16 protein-coding genes, 1 tRNA gene and 1 pseudogene are annotated in these 19,413 nt (G+C 72.2%); 5 read left to right on the plus strand and 13 right to left on the minus strand.

Features of this window, described 5'->3' with window-relative positions; genetic code table 11:
* Positions 1-45: 45 nt before the first annotated feature.
* From DEJ50_RS04550 to DEJ50_RS04560, 3 genes are all read right to left on the minus strand, one after another.
* The gene (locus tag DEJ50_RS04550; RefSeq protein WP_150206176.1) at positions 46-711 is read right to left on the minus strand and encodes a maltokinase N-terminal cap-like domain-containing protein; all 666 of its coding nucleotides are present in this window, start codon (positions 709-711) and stop codon (positions 46-48) included.
* Positions 712-752: 41 nt separating this feature from the next.
* On the minus strand, positions 753-2,051 hold the full coding sequence (locus DEJ50_RS04555; RefSeq protein ID WP_150206178.1) for a phosphatase PAP2 family protein: 1,299 nt from the start codon (positions 2,049-2,051) through the stop codon (positions 753-755).
* A gap of 181 nt (positions 2,052-2,232) precedes the next feature.
* A tRNA-Pro gene (locus DEJ50_RS04560) sits at positions 2,233-2,306 on the minus strand.
* A gap of 105 nt (positions 2,307-2,411) precedes the next feature.
* On the opposite strand from DEJ50_RS04560, the gene DEJ50_RS04565 reads away from it, so the two are divergent.
* Positions 2,412-2,882, plus strand: a complete 471-nt coding sequence (locus DEJ50_RS04565) for a DUF309 domain-containing protein (protein ID WP_223837594.1) — start codon at positions 2,412-2,414, stop codon at positions 2,880-2,882.
* Here the strand turns inward: DEJ50_RS04565 and DEJ50_RS04570 are convergent.
* The 4 genes and pseudogenes from DEJ50_RS04570 to DEJ50_RS04585 all read right to left on the minus strand — a co-directional run bounded on the left by DEJ50_RS04570 (position 2,879) and on the right by DEJ50_RS04585 (position 6,263).
* Positions 2,879-3,318: pseudogene (locus DEJ50_RS04570) on the minus strand (VOC family protein). The gene DEJ50_RS04565 and the pseudogene DEJ50_RS04570 sit on opposite strands and share 4 nt — an antisense overlap.
* Before the next feature lie 4 nt (positions 3,319-3,322).
* Entirely contained in the window at positions 3,323-4,000 is a 678-nt protein-coding gene (locus tag DEJ50_RS04575) for a lactate utilization protein C (protein ID WP_150206180.1), read from the minus strand.
* Positions 3,997-5,463, minus strand: a complete 1,467-nt coding sequence (locus tag DEJ50_RS04580; protein ID WP_150211903.1) for a lactate utilization protein B — start codon at positions 5,461-5,463, stop codon at positions 3,997-3,999. The genes DEJ50_RS04575 and DEJ50_RS04580 overlap by 4 nt, the downstream gene beginning before the upstream one ends.
* A 44-nt stretch (positions 5,464-5,507) precedes the next feature.
* Positions 5,508-6,263: a (Fe-S)-binding protein gene (locus tag DEJ50_RS04585; protein ID WP_150206182.1), complete on the minus strand. Its 756-nt coding sequence runs from the start codon at positions 6,261-6,263 to the stop codon at positions 5,508-5,510.
* Positions 6,264-6,281: 18 nt separating this feature from the next.
* Between DEJ50_RS04585 and cobF the strand changes: the two genes are divergently transcribed.
* Positions 6,282-7,034: a precorrin-6A synthase (deacetylating) gene (gene cobF / locus DEJ50_RS04590; protein ID WP_150206183.1), complete on the plus strand. Its 753-nt coding sequence runs from the start codon at positions 6,282-6,284 to the stop codon at positions 7,032-7,034.
* Positions 7,035-7,068: 34 nt separating this feature from the next.
* Here the strand turns inward: cobF and DEJ50_RS04595 are convergent, their stop codons facing one another.
* The 3 genes from DEJ50_RS04595 to DEJ50_RS04605 form a co-directional block, all read right to left on the minus strand.
* Complete coding sequence (locus tag DEJ50_RS04595; protein WP_150206185.1) at positions 7,069-8,238, minus strand: aminotransferase class V-fold PLP-dependent enzyme; 1,170 nt, start codon at positions 8,236-8,238, stop codon at positions 7,069-7,071.
* Positions 8,239-8,330: 92 nt separating this feature from the next.
* Positions 8,331-9,989 (minus strand): glycoside hydrolase family 71 protein, encoded by a 1,659-nt coding sequence (locus DEJ50_RS04600; protein WP_223837595.1) that lies wholly within the window; start codon positions 9,987-9,989, stop codon positions 8,331-8,333.
* A gap of 218 nt (positions 9,990-10,207) precedes the next feature.
* A complete protein-coding gene (locus DEJ50_RS04605; RefSeq protein WP_150206186.1) occupies positions 10,208-11,173 on the minus strand; it encodes an EamA family transporter in 966 nt (321 codons plus the stop codon).
* Positions 11,174-11,239: 66 nt separating this feature from the next.
* Between DEJ50_RS04605 and DEJ50_RS04610 the strand changes: the two genes are divergently transcribed.
* The 3 genes from DEJ50_RS04610 (at position 11,240) to DEJ50_RS04620 (ending at position 15,242) form a co-directional block, all read left to right on the plus strand.
* Positions 11,240-12,595 carry a hypothetical protein gene (locus DEJ50_RS04610; RefSeq protein WP_150206188.1) on the plus strand — a complete coding sequence of 452 codons (1,356 nt, stop codon included), beginning with the start codon at positions 11,240-11,242 and terminating at the stop codon, positions 12,593-12,595.
* A gap of 123 nt (positions 12,596-12,718) precedes the next feature.
* Entirely contained in the window at positions 12,719-13,153 is a 435-nt protein-coding gene (locus DEJ50_RS04615; RefSeq protein ID WP_150206190.1) for a hypothetical protein, read from the plus strand.
* A 151-nt stretch (positions 13,154-13,304) separates the two neighbouring features.
* Positions 13,305-15,242, plus strand: a complete 1,938-nt coding sequence (locus DEJ50_RS04620) for a flavin monoamine oxidase family protein (protein WP_150206191.1) — start codon at positions 13,305-13,307, stop codon at positions 15,240-15,242.
* A gap of 57 nt (positions 15,243-15,299) precedes the next feature.
* On the opposite strand, the gene DEJ50_RS04625 is transcribed toward DEJ50_RS04620, so the two are convergent.
* The 3 genes from DEJ50_RS04625 to DEJ50_RS04640 all read right to left on the minus strand — a co-directional run bounded on the left by DEJ50_RS04625 (position 15,300) and on the right by DEJ50_RS04640 (position 19,310).
* The gene (locus tag DEJ50_RS04625) at positions 15,300-16,118 is read right to left on the minus strand and encodes a hypothetical protein (protein WP_150206192.1); all 819 of its coding nucleotides are present in this window, start codon (positions 16,116-16,118) and stop codon (positions 15,300-15,302) included.
* 68 nt (positions 16,119-16,186) lie between these two features.
* Entirely contained in the window at positions 16,187-16,549 is a 363-nt protein-coding gene (locus tag DEJ50_RS04630; RefSeq protein WP_411757575.1) for a GNAT family N-acetyltransferase, read from the minus strand.
* A 538-nt stretch (positions 16,550-17,087) separates the two neighbouring features.
* Positions 17,088-19,310: an NADP-dependent isocitrate dehydrogenase gene (locus tag DEJ50_RS04640; protein WP_150206196.1), complete on the minus strand. Its 2,223-nt coding sequence runs from the start codon at positions 19,308-19,310 to the stop codon at positions 17,088-17,090.
* Positions 19,311-19,413 lie beyond the last annotated feature (103 nt).

Raw genomic sequence — 19,413 nt, forward strand, 5'->3', positions numbered from 1 at the left:
ACCACAGTGTCGGCAGCCGTGCCGGCTGCCGCAACTCGGAGTGTGCTAGCGCGGGGACTCTGCGTGCAGGACCGCGAACAGCCCCTGGGCACGGGTGCCGTCCGGCATCCCCCAGGCACCGGCGAGGTGGCCGGCCGCTCCCTGCGGAAGGAGCAGGGCCGGGTCCTCCGCGGCGGGCCGCAGGAGCCGGTGCACGCGGAGGGTCGCGCCGTCCGGGCCGGCCAGCGCGGTGCCCTCCCCGTCGTCGGCAGCAGCGGTGAAGGCCGTGGCGAGGGAGCCCGCACCGCTGTAGGACCGGGCGACCTCCCGGTCCGGGGTGTCGCTGGTGTTCTGGTCCTGTGCCTGGACCCGGCCCTCGACCAGAGCGGCGAGCTGGGCGACCGCCACCGGGTCCTGGCAGCCGTCGTAGGCCCAGCGCTTCCCCAGCACCCCGTGCTCCATCGTGCCGACGAGGGCGTGCTCCGCCCCGTCGAGCGGGGCACCGCGATAGGTGAGGGGCAGCAGGTAGGCGTCCGGCCGGTCACCGGAGGTGTCGGTGACCACCATGAACTCGATCCCCACCTCGCCCTGCGGATCGTCCAGCCGGAAGCCGCCGGCCTTGGCCAACTCCGGTTCGCCCGGGCCGCCGCGGTACCACGGGCGGGAGGGGAGCCAGGAGCCGAGCAGTTCGAGCTTGCCCGGCGTCAGGACGGTGTGGTGGATGACGGCCATGCGATCTTCATACCACGCGCCCGGAGCCCCCGGCCCCCGTCTCAGACCAGTTCGGGCTGCTGTTCGCGCCGCTGTCCCGGCAGGTGCACCGCCGGTGCGGCAGCGTCCGTCCGGTCCCACCGCCTGGTGGTCCGTACGTAGCCGTAGATCATCGAGATCATCGACAGCATGACCAGCGGCCCGAACACCCACGGAAGATCGGCCATCTCCACCGACAGATAGCGGTACGACACCAGGAGCGCGGCGAACACCACGGCGCCGTAGACCGTCAGCCGGATTCCGGACCGGTCCCAGCCGCGGGCCTGCGCCCGCAGCGCCGTCTCGATCGTGAGCGTGAACACCACGCCGGCGACGATGTCTGCGCCGTAGTGGTAGCCGAAGCCCAGCGTTGCGCCGAGCGTCGCGATCAGCCAGAACGTTCCCGCCCAGCGCAGGGCCCTCGGGCCGGTGCGGGAATGGATGAAGATCGCGGTGGCCCAGGCCGTGTGCAGACTGGGCATGCAGTTGCGCGGGGTGACCTCGTCGAACAGCATCGGCTGCGGGATGCCGACCGGCGGCGGCGTGTGCGGCCACAGGTTGGCCAGCGCCCACTGGCCCCCGTCGGCGCCGTAGGCGTAGATCGGCCCGACCACCGGGAAGATCATGTAGATGCCCGGCCCGAGCAGGCCGATGACGAGGAACGTACGCACCAGGTGATGGCGCGGGAAGCGGCGCTCGGCGGCGACGTTGCGCAGCTGGTACAGCGCGACGACGACGGCCATCACCGCAAGCTGGATGTAGACGAACTCGAGCACCCGGAAACCGACCACGCCGGTGGCGTCGACGATCCGGCCGGCCACCCACGACGGGTTGCCCAGCGCCTGGTCGGCGGTCGCCACGTACTGGTCGAGCACCGTGGGCTGGGTCTTCATCGTGAGCATCAGCCAGGTGTAGCCGGTCTTACGGCCGGCCACCAGCAGCAGGGCCAGCCCCACGCCCTTCAGCAGCAGGGCGCGCTCCCGGCCGGTGCGGTGCGTGAAGGCGATGACGGCACAGGCCAGCGTCACCCACAGGGCGCCGGTGCCGTACATCATCTTGGCGTCGACCATCCACCGCACAAGCCAGAAGACGAGGTCGATGCCGATCGCGGCGCCGACCGCGATGAACCGCTGCCGCCAGGTGAGCACCACCAGCATCAGCCCCATGGCGGCGTACAGCACGGTCCCCGACTGGGGCGCGAAGATCACCTCGCGCGTCTGGACGGTGATCGGTCCCGGCACCCCGTACCCGCGCGCGGCAATCTCCAGTGCGACGAGGAACCCGAGGGCCACCACGCTCACCACGGCCCACAGCGCCCGCACTCGCGATTTCGTAGATATCAATTTTTCAGCCGATTTGTCATGTTTGCGGATGGTCGTCTCGAGTCCGAACATGTTAACGGAGGGGGTGTGTCTCGTTAATCCCGGGTGGCTGCTCCCGGACACACGAAAGGCCGCCTTCCCATTCCTGAGAAGACGGCCTCCGACTTGCGTTTCCGCACAGTCGGGACGACAGGATTTGAACCTGCGACCCCTTGACCCCCAGTCAAGTGCGCTACCAAGCTGCGCCACGTCCCGATGCCCCTGTCACCTGGGTGTTACCCCGGGCGGCGGTGCATGAAGAACATTACCTCACGTCGGGGGGTGCCCACGCACCGGTGATCGGGGAGGGAGGATGGGGGTGTGAGCGGACGGGATCGGGATGCGGCGGGGCGGGCGCGGAACGCGCGGCCCCGGGACGGTCTGGGGCGGCCGATGCCCTACGGCGAGGCCGGGGTGGAGCGGCAGCCGGAGGGGGTGGTCCGGGCTCCGGCGGAGACGGTGCGGGAAGCGCAGCGGCTGCTGGACGCCGGGATGCCCTTCCATGCCCACGAGGTGTTCGAGGACGCCTGGAAGTCCGGCCCGGAGGCCGAGGCCCCGCTGTGGCGGGGCCTGGCACAGCTGGCGGTCGGGCTCACCCATGCCGCACGCGGCAATGCGGTGGGCGGGGCGCGCCTGTTGCGGCGCGGGGCCGGGCAGATCGCCGGCCTGGGCACCCCGTACGGGATCGACACGGCCGGGCTGGCCCGCTGGGCCGGGGCGCTGGCCGGACGGGTGGCGGACGGCGACCGGATCGACGCGGCCCGCGAGGCCCCGCGGCTGACCCCCGGCTAGGGGGTGTCCGCAGCGGCCGGGGCGGCCGGCTGGAGGAGGTCCCAGCGGTTGCCGTACAGGTCCTCGAAGACGGCCACCGAGCCGTACGGTTCGTGGCGCGGCTCCTCCAGGAAGCGGACGCCCTCGGCCGTCATCCGGGTGTGATCACCGGCGAAGTCGTCGGTGTAGAGGAAGAAGCCGACCCGCCCGCCCGTCTGGTCGCCGATCCGGGAGTGCTGGGCCTCGTCCTTGGCGCGGGCCAGCAGCAGTCCGGTTCCGGTGGTGCCGGGCGGGTGGACCACCACCCAGCGGGAGCCTCCCCCAGCTACCGCTGGGAGGTGCCCCCAGGGCGCGGGGTGTCCTCGGCCAGGTCGAAGCCGAGGGCCCGGACGTAGAAGTCGATGGCCTCGTCGTACTCGCGGACGACCAGGGCGGTGAGGGCGATGTGGGAGGGCATCCGCCTATTGTGCGGCGTCCCCGGTGGTGAGCAGGACGACCTCCAGGGTGCGGGGGCCGTGGACGCCCTCCACCCGGTCGAGTTCGATGTCGCTGGTGGCGGACGGTCCGGAGATCCAGGTCAGCGGGCGGGCCGGGTCGAGGAGCGGCAGGGCCTGCGGGATCGAGTCCACCACCTGCCCGGGGACGTGGATGACGCAGATGTGGTGGTCGGGGATCAGGGTGATGCGGCGCCGCCCCTGGTCCGGGCCGCCATCCAGGACGATGGTGCCGGTTTCGGCGATGGCGAGGGCGCACCCGGTGACCACGCTGTCGACCCGGTCGAGTGCGGCGGGGGTGGCGGCGGTGGCGTCGGCGCGGTCGTGGACCCGGGTGGCTTCCGTGGCGGCGAGCCAGGCCCCGGGCAGTGCGGGCGGCACCAGGACCGAGGCGGCCCCGCGCCGGGCGAGCAGGTGCGCGAGGAGCTGCGGAAGTCCCTCCGCGTCCGTGCGGTGGACGATGGCCCGGTACTCGGCGAGGTTCGCCGCCAGCAGGTCCACCCGCTCCTCGGCGGTGCGGGTGCCGTGGACCGTGAGGTAGTCGCGCGGGATGTCGGCGTACGCGTCCGGCCCCGCCCCGGGCGGCACCGCCCCGGCCGGCACGGCCCGCCGGATCCGGGCCAGGATGCGGTCCTTGCTGCTCATCGGGTGCCTCCCCGTTCGCGGGTCCACCAGTCGCGGAAGGATTCCGCCGGGACCGGGGGAAGATCGCGGGTCTCCGTCCAGGCCCGGCCGGCCGCGCCGGGCAGCCGATGCGGGCGGAAGCGGCGGGTCCGGGCCAGTACGCGTTCGGCGCGGCGCAGCGCGCCCGGGTGGTCGAGCAGCAGGCGGGCGGCGCGCATGGCCGCACGTTCTGCGGTGTGGCCGGCGGCCGGGCGGATCCGGACCCGCAGGCCCTCGCGGGTGACGGGGCCGCCCTGGACCACCCGTTCCCGCAGGTGCACCAGGACCTCGGGGATGTCGATGGCCACCGGGCAGACCTCGTAGCAGGCTCCGCACAGGGTGGAGGCGTAGGGCAGGGTGGCGTCGATCTCGCTTGCCGTGCCACGTAGTTGGGGGCTGAGGATGGCGCCGATCGGGCCCGGGTAGACGGAGCCGTAGGCGTGCCCGCCGGCCCGCTCGTAGACCGGGCAGACATTGAGGCAGGCGGAGCAGCGGATGCAGCGCAGGGCCTGCCGGCCGACCTCGTCGGCGAGGGTGTCGGTGCGGCCGTTGTCGAGCAGCACCAGGTGGAAGGCGGACGGGCCGTCGCCGTCCGCCCCCTTCGACGGTCCCAGCCCGGTCCACATGGTGGTGTAGGGGTTCATGCGCTCGGCGGTGGAGGACCGCGGCAGGGTCTGGAGGAAGATCTCCAGGTCCCGGAAGGTGGGGATCACCTTCTCGATGCCGACGACCGAGATCAGGGTTTCCGGGAGGGTCAGGCACATCCGGCCGTTGCCCTCCGATTCCAGGACGACCATGGTGCCGGTCTCCGCCACCATGAAGTTGGCGCCGGACACGGCGACCTTGGCGCGCAGGAACTTCTCCCGCAGATGCAGCCGGGCGGCCTCGGCGAGCGCGGCCGGGGTGTCGTCGAGGTCCTCCGGGGCGGGTCGCCCCCAGTCGCCCATCCGGGTGCGGAAGATGTCGCGGATCTCGCCGCGGTTGCGGTGGATGGCGGGGACCAGGATGTGCGAGGGCCGGTCGTCGCCGAGCTGGACGATGAGTTCGGCGAGGTCCGTCTCGTACGCGGCGATGCCCGCCGCCTCCAGTGCCTCGTTGAGGCCGATCTCCTGGGTGGCCATGGACTTGACCTTCACCACCTCCCGCTCGCCGGTCGCCAGGACCAGGCCGGTGACGATGCGGTTGGCCTCGGCCGCGTCGGCCGCCCAGTGGACGGTGCCGCCGGCGGCGGTCACGGCCTCCTCCAGGCGGAGCAGGTAGTGGTCGAGGTGGCGGATGGTGTGGTCCTTCACGGCCCGTCCGGCCTCCCGCAGCCGGTCCCAGTCGGCGAGTTCGGTGACCGCGCGGGCCCGCTTGTCGCGGATGGTGTGGGTGGCGTGCCGCAGGTTGGCGCGCAGGGTGTCGTCGTGTACGGCTTCCCGGGCGGCGGCGGGAAAGGCCGGCATGCCGAGGTACGTCGTGGCTTCGGCACGGGCGGCGCGGGTTCCGGTCACAGCAGTGGCTCCGCTTCGGTGGCGGCCAGGATCTCGGCGAGGTGCAGGGTGCGCAGCGGGGCGCCCTGCCGGCGCAGGGTGCCGTCGAGGTGGGCGAGGCAGGAGTTGTCCGCCCCGCACAGCACCGCGGCCCCGGTGGCACCGGCGTTCCGGAGCTTGTCGGCGGCCATCGCGGCGGAGACGTCGGGGTTCTTCACGGCGAAGGTGCCGCCGAATCCGCAGCACTCCTCGGCGCCGGGCAGCTCGACCAGCTCCAGCCCCTTGACGGCGGCGAGGAGCCGGCGCGGCCGGTCGCCCAGGCCCAGCCCGCGCAGGCCGTGGCAGGAGGGGTGGTAGGTGACGGTGTGCGGGAAGTACGCGCCGACGTCGGTCACCCCGAGGACGTCGACCAGGAACTCGGTCAGCTCGTACACGCGCGGTACGAGGTTCTCGGCGAGCCGGGCCAGGTCGGTGCCGCGGCCCTCCGCCGCCGCCTTCGCACCGATCCGCGGGTAGTGCTCGCGGATCATCGCCGCGCAGGACCCGGAGGGGGTGACCACGTACGGGTAGCCGGCGAAGGCCCCGGCGGTGCGGCGGACCAGTGGTTCGGTCTCGTACCGGTAGCCGGTGTTGTACTGGGGCTGGCCGCAGCAGCTCTGGCCCGGCGGGAAGTCCACCTCGACGCCCAGCCGCTCCAGCAGCCGGACCGCGGCGATGCCGGTGGCGGGGTACAGCGCGTCGTTGACGCAGGTGACGAACAGGGCGACACGCATGACCGGCAGAATAGCCGGGTGAAGAAGTTCTCAGTGATCGGAATCGGCGCGGGCGACCCGGACCACCTCACCCTCCAGGCGGTCAGGGCCATCGGCGCGGCGGACGCCTTCCTCATCCTGGAGAAGGGCGAGGAGAAGTCGGATCTGACGGGGCTGCGGCGGGCCATGCTCGAGGAGTACGCCCGGCCGGGCCACCGGCTCGTCGAGGGCCGGGACCCGGACCGGGACCGGACCCCGGCGGAGTACGCACCCACGGTGGACGGCTGGCGCAGTGCGCGCGCCGAGATCTTCGAGAGGTTCCTCGCCGAGGATCTTGCCGAGGGCGAGACGGGGGCGTTCCTGGTGTGGGGGGACCCGTCCCTGTACGACTCCACCCTCGCGATCCTGGAGGAGGTGCGGGAGCGGGGCGCGGTGGAGTTCGAGTACTCCGTGGTGCCCGGGATCAGCAGTGTGTCCGCGCTGCTGGCGCGGCACCGGACCAACCTCAACCGGGTGGGCCGGCCGGTGCAGATCACCACGGGCCGGAGGCTGGCCGAGGGCTGGCCGGAGGGCGTGGACGACGTGGTGGTGATGCTGGACGCCCGGCACGCCTTCACCCGCCACCTCGACCAGGACCTGTACATCTACTGGGGTGCGTACGTGGGCACGCCGGACGAGATCCTGGTGCAGGGCAGACTGGCGGAGGTCTCCGAGCGCATCGAGCAGCTCCGCACCGAGGCCCGCGCCCGCAAGGGCTGGATCATGGACACCTACCTGCTGCGCCGGCCCTGACCCCGGCCGGGGCCGGGGCCGGGGCACGTCCGGGTCAGATGCCCCGGCCGCCGTCGTGCCGGGCCAGGAACTCCGGCAGGTCCGCGGCCAGTCGTTCGTATTCCTCGGCCCGGTTGTAGATCTGGCCGCAGACACGGATACCGCCGCCGCCCGGCCAGGGCCAGATCAGGACCCGGGTGCCGTGGCGGGCCGCGATGTCCTCGCGGAGCGCCGCCGCCGCCTCGCGGGTCTCGGCGATACCGGGCGGCAGCCGCAGGGAGCGCATCGCCAGCCCTTCGCTGTGCGGCAGCGGGCGGATGCCCGGAATCCGGGCCAGCAGGGCGGAACCGTACGCCGCCAGGGCGCTGTTGTGGGCACGGACCTTCGCCGCGTCCAGGCGGGCCAGCAGGTCGAGGCCCTCGGGGGCGGCGAGCCAGCCGGTGTAGTCGGTGGTGGCCCGGTACTCGACCGCCCGGGGGAATCCGTGGTGGTCCTCCCAGGAGCGGACCGGGGCGGCGACCTTGGCGCGGTGCGCGGGGGCGACGGCGAGCACGGCGCTGCCGGGCGGCGCGTATCCCCACTTGTGCAGGTTTCCGAACCAGAAGTCGGCCTTGCCGGCGAGCGGTTCGGCGAGCATGCCGGGGGCGTGGGCGCCGTCGACGACCGTGGTGACGCCCCGGTCGGCGAGCTCGGCGAGGAGCTGCGGCGAGGCGATGATCCGGGCGGTGGGCGAGCTGATGTGGTCGAGCAGGGCCACCTTGGTACGCGGGGTGACGGCGGCGAGGATCTGCTCGCGGACGGCCGCCTCGTCGGGCAGTTCCGGGTCGAGGGTGACCGTGGTGAGGGGGGCGAGCCGGGCGGCGGCTGCGACGACCGTGCCATAGCCGTGGTCGGTGACGAGGATCTCGTCACCGGGGGCGAAGTCGATCGCGTTCAGAGCGAGTTGGGCGGCCTCGGTGGCGTTGGAGACGAAGGCGAGCCCGTCGGGGTCCGCGCCGAGGTGGCCGGCGATACGGGCGCGGGCCTCGGCGACGAGTTCCGGGACCGCGAGGAAGAACGCGTCGGGGTCGGTGTGGAGCTGCTGGAGCAGGGCGGTCTGGGCGTCCTGCACGGGCAGGGGTACCGCCCCGAAGGAACCGTGGTTGAGGTGGGCGACCGCCGGGGTGAGGCGGAAGAGGGCGGTGCCTCCGGGGAACGCGGCCGGCGGGTTGGGGGCGGCGGTCACAGTACGGTGTCTCCTCGCGTGCGGGCGGGGGTTCGGGGCGGGCGGAACTCAGGGCTCGGCGGGATGGGCCGAAGGGGCGGGTCGGCGGGGTGTTACGAGCCGCGCCCGCTGGTGGCCGCGTAGTACTGGAGGTCCTGCACTTCCACCGTGCGGTCCACCCGGTAGGGCAGCTCCACCTCCACCCCGTTCTTCCCGCCGCGCACGACCGTGGCCGCGCTGGTCCCCGGGCGCAGCGGGAGCAGCTTGGCGTGCAGACCGGCCGGCGCCTCGTGCCCGGTGACGGCCGATCCGACGGTGCTGCGGACGGTTGCCGGGGCGGTCAGGAAGCTGAGTACCTCCACGGTGTCCCGGGGTGCGGCACTGCCCCGGCGCAGCGACATGACCAGCGACTGGTCGCCGGTCGGGTCGGCGGCGGCGAACTGGGTGCGGGAGGTCAGGTAGAGGGTGTCCCGGACGATCTTCGGCCACTTCCCGGTCTTGAACCGGGTGACGTAGTAGGAGCTGAGGTCCAGATAAGTGTGGCCGTTGTGCATCGAGGGGGCGAACTGGCTGCCCTCGGAGTAGTCGTTCCAGGTGGTGAGCTGTACCCAGTCGGCGCCGTCCTCGATGGCCCGGGTCCAGGTGGCCCGCAGGGTCGCGGTGTTGCCGGCCTCGTCGTAGATGCCCTGGTTGGGGCGGGCGTCCTGGACGGACACCGGCTGCATCCAGATCTTGCCCATCGCGTGGGCGCGCTTGACGTCCCGGGTGGAGCTCTCCTGGCCGGTGTAGCTGCGGCTGCCCCATTCGGAGAAGCCGTGGCTGATCGGGGCGAACGCGCCGCTGTGCGCGCCGAAGTCGAGGAACAGCGGGACGAAGGCCGTACGGATGCCGTGCCGGGACTTCAGCAGGTCCAGGACCTGGGTCCACCAGGCCACGCTCTTCGCCTCCGCCTTGAAGGGGGAGATGACGAGCCGGCCGTCGGGGAGCCGGTGGGCGGCGGGGGCCTGGCCGATCCGGGCGAGGGTGTCGGCGAGGACCGCCGGGTCGTCCGTCTTCAGCGAGGTCATGTCCGGCATCAGCATGATCCGGAAGCCGGGGTCCACCGAGTGGGCCGCCTCCATCAGGAGGTTGGACCGCTCCCAGTTCTTCCCGGAGAGGGACAGCAGGTCGAGGGTGAACCCGTCGAGTCCGGCCGCGCGGGCGGTGCGGACCTCCTGCTGGAGGTTGGCCAGCTCCCAGTTGCCGTCCTTGGGCGGCACGGGCAGCGGCCGATCGCGCAGCAGGCCGCCGTAGGCGCCGTGCTTGCCGTTCTCGCCGTCCGGGTTCAGGTAGTTGCGGGTGTAGTAGTCCCGGTCCGCGCTCGCGTTGTCGAGGGAGAGCGGGTAGGGGGTGAAGTAGTGCGCGAAGACCAGCTTCCGGCTGGACCGCAGGGTGGCGGTGGAGGGCATGTCGAAGGGCAGGGCGCCGGCCGGCCGCGCCGTGCTCGCGTCCCCGCCGCCGTTCCCGCCCTGTCCTGCCGTGCTGCCGCTGCCGCCGCCGTTCCCGCCGGGTTTGCCCTTTGCCGGATTGCCGCCGCTCGCTCCCGGAGCGGGGGCGGTGCCGGGTGCCGGGCCGCCGGAGGCGGTGTCGTCCGCGGGTGCCACCGGTTCCGGGTCGCGGGGGCCGGCGGCGGAGCCGACCGGCCCCGCGTCGGCCCGGAAGGGGTCCCAGACAATGCCCGCCGCGAGGCATGCGCCCACCAGGAGGCAGGCCGTGACCAGGAAGGAAAGCAACGGACGACGTCCGCGGAAGCCCGCGCGGCGCCGATGCGTTAACGGCCTCTGCCGCTGATGCGCTCTCATCCTCCGGCCCCTCCCTGGAATATGCCCGCGTATGGGGCTGGACAGAAGTAGAGCGGATTCCCGCCCTACGGACAACCGTTCGCCGGGTCGGCGGCCTTGACACGTACGTCACACGCACCACGGGAACTACGCCGGGCCGTTTGCCGCGGCTAATTCGACCCTGCCGGGGAGTCTGGGGAGTCTGTCGGCGTGTACACACTGAGCACCGCGCCGCCGAGCAGGATCGCACCGCCGGCCAGCTGGAGGAGGGTCACGCTCTCCCCGAGGAGGGCCCAGGCCGCCAGCACTCCCACGACGGGCTCCAGCATGCTGAGGATGGAGGCCCCGGTGGCGCCGAGCTTCTTGGCGCCGACGAAGAACAGGGCGATCGGCATGGCGGTGGAGAGGACCGCGATGGCGGCGACGGCCGCCCAGCCGGAGGGCTCGAATCCGAGGTCGAACCTCCCGGCGGGCACGGCAACGGCCGCCAGCGAGACGGCGGACCAGAGGACCACGTAGAGGGTGAGCTGCTGGGGCCCGATCCGGCCGGAGAGCCGGGTGCCCAGGACGACGTAGAGCGCGTACACCAGGGCGCAGCCCAGCGCGCAGAGCACCCCGACGGTGTCGGCCTCGCCGGGGCTGCCGACGGTCAGGGCCAGGCCGGCCAGCGCCACGCCGAGCGGGAGCAGCAGACGGGGCCTGGCCGTGTCGTGCCGCAGGGCGACGCCGAGGACGAGGACGAACACCGGGTAGATGTAGTGGAGGAGCACGGCCAGGCCGGGGGTGATCCGTTCCACGGCCAGCAGGTACAGCACCGACTGCAGGGCGAAGAGCAGGCCGAGGAGGAAGAGCCCGCCGAGGTCGCGCGGGGCGGGCCGGCTGCGTTCGTGCCGGGGCGTCCGGGGCATGAGCAGCGGCAGCAGGGCGGCGGTGAGGGCGAACCGGAGGATCAGCAGGGTCATCACGTTCAGGCCCGTGTCGGCACCCCACACGGCGAGGACGGGCAGTAGGCCGAATCCGACCGCCGAGGCTCCCACGGCGGCGACCCCGCGGATCCTCGCGGTGGCGACGGCCGTGGTGGTGGCATTCGCGGCGGACAGTCGAACCTCCGTGATCGGCAGGTGAGTTGCCTGCAAAGTTACTGCTACTGTCCTATCGGCCCGGACCGTTTGCTGTCCACTTCTGCCCAGTCGGGAGACTCGGTGCGCATCATCTCGGTTGTCACGTTCTCACTGCCGGTCGATTTCTCGCTCAGCAGCCTGATCGAGGACCGCGCGGCGGTCGTGGGACCGCTGCGGTCCTGTTTCCCGGGACTGCGGCTGCCGCCGCCGGCCGACGGGTACACCGGCGAGGGCGAGCCGGCCGACGAGGACATCGTGCTGGATTATCCGGAGCCGAACCACGCGGCGCGCATAGAGAACGCTCTGCTCGACGGCACGCTCCGGATCCAGGACGCCGAGCTCGGGGTGGACTTCACGGCGCGCGTCTATGTGAGCAGCCTGTCGATCGGCTTCGTGGTGTTCGAACTGCCCGCCTGTCCGGACGACATCGACCTGCACATCGACAAGCCGGGCCGCGGCCAGGAGCTCCGCGACCTGGAGGCGCCGTACCGGAAGGCCCTGGGCCGTCAGATCCGCACCTGGTGCGCGGGCATGAAGCAGGCGCTGGTGCCGCTCGGCTCGGTCGGCGAGCGGACGGCGGAGGACGGGATGCTGCCGGCGGCGCGGATGCTGTGGTGGCACCGGGTCCTGATCGAACCGGGCGACAACGTTCCGGTGAGTGTGCGGGTGGGGGTGACCTGCACCCTCGGGGAGACCTCCTGCACCGTGGGCTACCTCTTCTCCCGGGTCACCGGCGCGGACGAGGAATCCCTCCAGGAGTATGTGAACGGGCTGATCCTGGCCTCGCAGAACTGGCTGATCATCGACGATGCCACCCGGCTGACCTCCACCCAGCTGATGCGCATCGAAACGGACGGCCCGCACAACCAGGCCGAGATCGACCGGCAGTACGACGAGATCCTCGATCTCACGGACAAGGCGACCTTCCGCAGCGTGATCTTCAGCGAGAGCATCCGCTACGTCTCCAACTCGCAGCTGACCGTGAAGAACACGGTCGACCAGGCGTGGGGCATCTCGGAGGAGGGCCGCACCCTCACCGACCGGATGGCCGCGCTGCGCGAGATCTTCAATCTGCGGCGCGAGCGGGTGGCCAACCGGCGCGATGAGTTCCGCAACAAGGTGATCGTGGCGCTGACCTCGCTCGCCATCGTGCAGTGCGTGTTCGTCTGGTACGACTTCTACACCGAGGACAAGGTCAAGACCGCCCCGCAGCCTCGGCCCCTGATCGCCTACGCGGTGCTGATCGTGTTCATCCTCGGTCTGCTGGTGGTTCCCCTGGCCGCCTCGCTCTGGCGGCGGCTGGCCGCACGGCTGCGGCGGAACGCCGGGCGCCGGTCACCGCAGTCGCCGCCGAGGCCGCCCGTCCAGGGCATTCCCGGCCCGCGTACCGGCTCGGACCACACCCCCCGCACCAGCGAATTCGGCCGGGCCGGTTGAACATTCGACGGAATATGGCATTCCCCTGGCCATCCTGTGGAACTGGCGCATAATCGTCCTACCGCGGCCAAAATGAGCGTCTTGCCGCGCCTTGGACACGCATGCATGGGGGGCATCGTGCCGATGACGACGTTACCGGTCAGCACCGACCGCCTTTCGGGACTGCTCACCGCCGTGCGCCGGGGCCGGGTGGTCACGCTCACCGGCCGGTTCCGGGAACCGCGCAGCCGGCTCGCCCGGGAGATCGCCCAGCGGCTCGCCTCGAACTACTGCGACGGCGTGGCGGTGGTCACCGTGGAACACGGCTTCGGAGTGCGCCGGCTCACCGCCGCGCTGGGCGGGCTGCCCGGCATGCCGTTCCTGCCGTGCGGCACCGCGAACCCGGCCTCGTACCTCGCCGAACGGGACATGCTGCTGGTCCTGGACGGCTGCGACCGGCTCACCCCGCAGGCAGTGCAGTGGCTGGGCGAACTACTCACCGCCGCTCCGGGGCTGCGCATCCTGGCGGCGGGCCGGTTCCCGCTGGCCCTGGAACACGAGCAGGTCCACCGCCTCTGACGGCGCCCGGACACCGTCGGCCGAGGCACCCGCCCGGTCCCGAACTCCCCTTCGTCAGCCCGCATTTGACCCACCGCTCGTTGGAGTGGATCTCTGCCGGTCTACGCGCGTCCGGTACCGGCGGGCACCGGACTGCCCCGAGGGTGAGTTCATGATCACTGAGCCCACCACTCCTCACACGGCCGGCGGACCCACCCGGCGCACCCTGCTCGCCGGAGCCGGCGTCGGAGCCCTGGCCGTGGCCGGCGGGGTCGCCGCGGCGGCTCCGGCCGGCACCCCCACCACCGCCGTCTCGGCCGCCCCGTCCGCCGACTGGGAGACCTGCCTGTCGGTGGCCCGCGCCGTCCTGGTCCGGGACGAGAACGACGAGTCGCTGGTACCCCGCTACTCCGACATCCTGCTCGGCTCCGGACTCCCCCGGTCCCGCCGGCCGGGGAAGAGGGTACTGATCATCGGCGCCGGGCCGGCCGGACTGACCGCCGCCCACCTGCTGCGCTCGGCGGGCCACCGGGTGACCGTGATCGAGGCCAACGCGAACCGGGTCGGCGGCCGGATCAAGACCTTCCGGGCGGGCGGCCACGAGCAGTCCCCGCCCCCGTTCGCCGACCCCAGGCAGTACGCCGAGGCCGGCGCGATGCGCATCCCCGACAGCCACCCGCTGGTCACCGGCCTCATCGACAGCCTCGGCCTCAAGCGCCGGAAGTTCCACCTGGTGGACGTGGACGCCTCCGGCCGCCCGGCCCACCGCACCTGGATCCTGGTCAACGGAATCCGGGTGCGCCGCGCCGACTACGCCCGCGATCCGCGCGCCGTGAACCGCTCCTTCGGGGTTCCGGCCGCGTACGAGACGGTCCCCGCGGCGCAGATCGTCCGTACCGCCCTCGCGCCCGTACGCAAGGAGGTCGACGGCAAGCAGGGCCGCGCCCTGGTCGAGGGCTGGGCGCGGGTGATCCGGCGCTACGGCCACATGTCGATGTACCGCTACCTCACCGACGAGGCCCGGCTCGACGAGCAGACGGTCGACCTGATCGGGACGGTGGAGAACCTCACCTCCCGGTTGCACCTCACCTTCCTGCACTCCTTTATCTCCGCCGCCCTGATCAGCCCGGACACCGCGTTCTTCGAACTCCCCGACGGCACCGGCACCCTGGCCGATGCCATGTACGAGCGTGTGAAGGACCTGGTGCGGCTGGACCGGCGGGCCACCCGGATCGCCCAGGACCCGGAGCGCAAGACCGTCACCGTCGAGACCGTCTCGGAGGGCCGCGGCAACCGGCGGGTGGTCCGGGAGACCTTCACCGGGGACATCGCGATCGTCACCGTCCCGTTCTCCGGGCTGCGGCACATTCCGGTCTCGCCCCCGTTCTCGTACGGGAAGCGGCGCGCGGTGACCGAGCTCCACTACGACGCGGCGACCAAGGTGCTGCTCGAATTCAGCCGCCGCTGGTGGGAGTTCGACGAGGCCGACTGGAAGCGGGAGCTGGAGGCCGTACGCCCGGGGCTGTACGCCGCCTACCAGCTGGGCCGTACCCCGGCCGACGGGTCCCTGCTGGGCGCCCACCGGTCCGTACCGCGCGGCCATGTCACCGAGGCCCAGCGCTCGCACTACGCGGCCAGCCGGATCGTGGCCCGGGACCAGCCCGAGGCGGCGAACGTGATCGGCGGCGGCTCCACCACCGACAACCCCAACCGCTTCATGTTCCAGCCCTCCCACCCGGTGGAGGGCAGCGCCGGCGGGGTCGTGCTGGCCGCGTACAGCTGGGCCGACGATGCGCTGAAGTGGGACTCCTTCGACGATGCGGAGCGCTATCCGCGGGCACTGGCCGGGGTGCAGGAGGTGTACGGGCAGCGGATCGAGGTCTTCTACACCGGGGTCGGCCGCACCCAGTCGTGGATGCGGGACCCGTACGCGTTCGGCGAGGCCTCGGTGCTGCTGCCGGGCCAGCACACCGAACTGTTCCCGCACGTGCGGCGGCCGGAGGGCCGGCTGCACTTCGCGGGCTGCCACACCTCGGTCAAGCCGGCCTGGATCGAGGGCGCGCTGGAATCGGCGGTCCGCACGGCGCTGGAGGTCCATCTGGCGGACTGACCCGTCGTCGCCGGCCGGCTCCGGCGCCCGGCGCCCGGCGCCCGGTGGCCGGTGGCCTCAGGTCCGGGCGGCGGGGCGGCCGGACCGGAGCTGCTGCCAGGCGGGGGTGGGGCAGCGGCCCTGCGGGCGGTTCGCAAGGAAGCGGGTGTACTTGACCTTGCGGGGCTGCTGTCCGAACTCCACCCAGTGCGCCTTGTCCTTGTTCTTGTGCCAGCCGTCGTTGGGCAGCCGGATGAAGTCCCGCCGGCCGTCCTTGTTCTTGCTGGTGATCTGGAGCACCTCGGCGTGCAGGAGGCGCGGCTTGACGATCACGCAGTAGTGGCGGAGCTCCTGGGTGGGGTCCTCGCGCAGCGGGACCATGGCCACCCAGATCTGGCCGGCCAGCGGCGGGCGGCCGAAGCGGTTGCCGTTGCGCCGGGCCAGGCCGGGGGTGCGGCTGCCGGCGCCGCGCTTCTGGTCCCAGGCCCGGACCCCGCGCAGGAAGAGCAGCGCGGCCAGCCCGGCCGCGCCGCAGATGGCCATGGCCCAGGGGGTCCAGTGCTCCGGGGCCGCCTCGATGCGGCTGTCCGCCCAGCGGGCGGCGACCTGTACGAGGGCGTACAGGCCGGCCGCGCGGGCGGCCACCAGCCACCAGATCAGCGGGCGCTGCTTGCTCGCGACCGTGGCCACGGTGAGGGTCGCGGCCACCGCAATGCCGTACACCACGGCGTACTCACCGGGTCCCGAAAGCTCCTGCGGCGGTGTCTGGGCGGCGAGGAGACGCTCCATCAGCATCGGGAGGGTGAGCAGATAGCCGGCCGTCAGCCAGCCGAGGACGAGGGCGATGCCCGCGCCGGCCACCCCGGTGCACGATGTGTTCTGATGCCGACGCGCCACTGATGTCCCGCCCTCCCCCGACGACCCTGGGCGCACGCTAGCGCACGCTCCGGTCCGCCGGCGGGGTTTCACGCCTGCCGGGCAGGTGAGGTCCATTCCTCGTGGAGCAGGCCGAGGAGCACCTCGTCGGCGAAGGCCCCGTACACCCAGGCGGAGCGGCGCAGGGTGCCTTCCAGGGTGAAGCCGGCCGAGGTGGCGGCGGCGATCATCGCCGCGTTGTCGGCGAGGGTGTCGACCTGGAGCCGCCGGAGGCCGCGGACGGTGAACCCGTAGTGGCAGAGCAGCTGCACCACCTCGCGCCCGAGGCCGCGTCCGCGGCAGCCGGGGCGCAGCGAAATGCCCAGGTGGGCACCGCGGTTGTGGGTGTCGATGCCCCAGAGCAGGGCTTCCCCGGCGAGTTCGCCGGTGGCGAGTTCCACGACGGAGAACACGGCTGCGTCCTCGGCGGGGCCGCCGGGCTCGTAGGGCGAGTGCCCGCCGGCGGCGGCCAGGGCCTGTCTTTTGGATCAGGCCGGATCAGCCCGCGGCGTCTGGCGCCGTGCATCGCAAGGCCGAGGAGGGAGCCACTGCGGAGCATTGGCGACCGACGAGAACGCAGCGAGGTGCGGTGCCAGACGCCGCGGGCCCGGCGTGATCCGAAAGACAGGCCCTACGGGCCGCCAGGGCCGGGAGTCGGCCCGCGAGCGGGTCGCCACGTCCTCGTACAGCTCGGCGTGGAGTACGGCCACGTCTTCGGGGAGCCGGGCGCGCAGCCCGGTCGTCTGTCCTTGGATCACCGGCCATTCCCAGCCGGTGCGCTGCCGCTGCACCACACCATTACGGGTCCGCCCCGGCCGGCGAATGCCGGCCGGGGCGGACCGTGGTGGTGCAGGCGAGCCGGACCAGGCCGCCAAGCCAGGCAAAGCCAGGGCTTGCCGGCCCAGACGGGGCCTTCGGACCAGCCCGGGCTCAGGCCCGGCTTGACCGGGCTCAGGCCAGGGTGGCGAGGGCCTCGTTGAGGGTGGCCGACGGGCGCATGACCGCCGAGGCCTTGGCCGGGTCGGGCTGGTAGTAGCCGCCGATCTCGGCCGGGGAGCCCTGGACCGCGATCAGCTCGGCCACGATGGTCTCCTCCTGCTCGGCCAGGGTCTTGGCCAGCGGGGCGAAGGTCTCGGCGAGCTTGGCGTCGTCGGCCTGCTTGGCCAGCTCCTGGGCCCAGTACAGGGCCAGGTAGAAGTGGCTGCCGCGGTTGTCGATGCCGCCCAGGCGGCGCGACGGCGACTTGTCCTCGTTGAGGAAGGACCCGGTGGCGCGGTCCAGGGTGTCGGCCAGCACCTGCGCGCGGGCGTTGCCGGTGGTGGTGGCGAGGTGCTCGAAGGAGACGGCCAGCGCGAGGAACTCGCCGAGCGAGTCCCAGCGCAGGTAGTTCTCCTTGACCAGCTGCTGGACGTGCTTCGGGGCGGAGCCGCCGGCGCCGGTCTCGAACAGGCCGCCGCCGTTCATCAGCGGGACGACCGACAGCATCTTGGCGCTGGTGCCCAGCTCCAGGATCGGGAAGAGGTCGGTCAGGTAGTCGCGGAGGACGTTGCCGGTGACCGAGATGGTGTTCTCACCGCGGCGGATGCGCTCCAGGGAGTACGTGATGGCCTCGACCGGGGCGAGGATCTTGATGACCAGGCCCTCGGTGTCGTGCTCGGCGAGGTACGTCTTGACCTTGGCGATCAGCTGCGCGTCGTGGGCGCGGCCCTCGTCGAGCCAGAAGACGGCCGGGTCGCCGGTGGCGCGGGCGCGGGTGACGGCCAGCTTGACCCAGTCCTGGATCGGCAGGTCCTTGGTCTGGCAGGCGCGGAAGATGTCGCCCTCGGCGACCTCCTGCTCCAGGACGGTGGTGCCGGCGGCGTCGACCACGCGGACGGTGCCGGCGGCGGCGATCTCGAAGGTCTTGTCGTGGGAGCCGTACTCCTCGGCCTTCTGGGCCATCAGGCCGACGTTCGGCACCGAGCCCATGGTGGCCGGGTCGTAGGCGCCGTGCGCCCGGCAGTCCTCGATGACGGCCTGGTAGATGCCGGCGTAGGAGCTGTCCGGGAGGACCGCGAGGGTGTCGGCCTCCTGGCCGTCCGGGCCCCACATGTGGCCGGAGGTGCGGATCATGGCCGGCATCGAGGCGTCGACGATGACGTCGGACGGCACGTGCAGGTTGGTGATGCCCTTGTCGGAGTCGACCATGGCGAGGGCCGGGCCCTCGGCGATCTCGGCCTCGAAGGAGGCCTTGATCTCCTCGCCCAGGTGCGGGACGCCGTCCAGGCCCTTGAGGATGGTGCCGAGCCCGTCGTTCGGGGACAGGCCGGCGGCGACGAGCACCTCGCCGTACTTCGCGAAGGTCTTCGGGAAGAAGGCGCGGACCACGTGGCCGAAGACGATGGGGTCGGAGACCTTCATCATGGTGGCCTTGAGGTGCACGGAGAAGAGGACGTCCTCGGCCTTGGCGCGGGCGACCTGCTCGGCGAGGAAGGTGCGCAGGGCGGCGACGCGCATGACGGACGCGTCGACGACCTCGCCGGCCAGCACCGGTACGGACTCGCGGAGCACGGTGACGGCGCCGTCGGCGGCGACGTGCTCGATGCGCAGGGTGCCGGCCTCGGCGATCACCGCGGACTTCTCGGTGGAGCGGAAGTCGTTCGCGCCCATGGTGGCGACGTTGGTCTTCGAGTCGGAGCTCCAGGCGCCCATGCGGTGCGGGTGGGCCTTGGCGTAGTTCTTGACCGAGGCGGGAGCACGGCGGTCGGAGTTGCCCTCGCGCAGGACCGGGTTGACGGCGGAGCCCTTGACCTTGTCGTAGCGGGCGCGGATCTCGCGCTCCTCGTCGGTCTTCGGGTCGTCCGGGTAGTCCGGCAGCGCGTAGCCCTGGCCCTGGAGCTCGGCCACGGCGGCCTTGAGCTGCGGGATGGACGCCGAGATGTTCGGCAGCTTGATGATGTTGGCGGCGGGGGTCTTGGCCAGCTCACCGAGCTCGGCGAGGGCGTCGGCGATCCGCTGCCCCTCCTCCAGGTACTCCGGGAAGCTCGCGATGATCCGGCCGGCCAGGGAGATGTCGCGGGTCTCGACGGTCACACCGGCGTTCGACGCGTAGGCCTGGATGACAGGCAGGAAGGAATACGTCGCGAGGGCCGGGGCCTCGTCAGTGTGGGTGTAGATGATGGTCGAGTCAGTCACCGGATGCTCCGCTCCACGTATGCGTCTCTCGTCTGCAACATTGCTCGACATCAAGATATCTCAGCCTGAGGACAACGAAGGCGCCGGTCCCGACGGGATCCGT

It is taken from the genome of Streptomyces venezuelae (assembly GCF_008642295.1).
GTDB classification, from domain to species: Bacteria; Actinomycetota; Actinomycetes; order Streptomycetales; family Streptomycetaceae; genus Streptomyces; species Streptomyces venezuelae_C.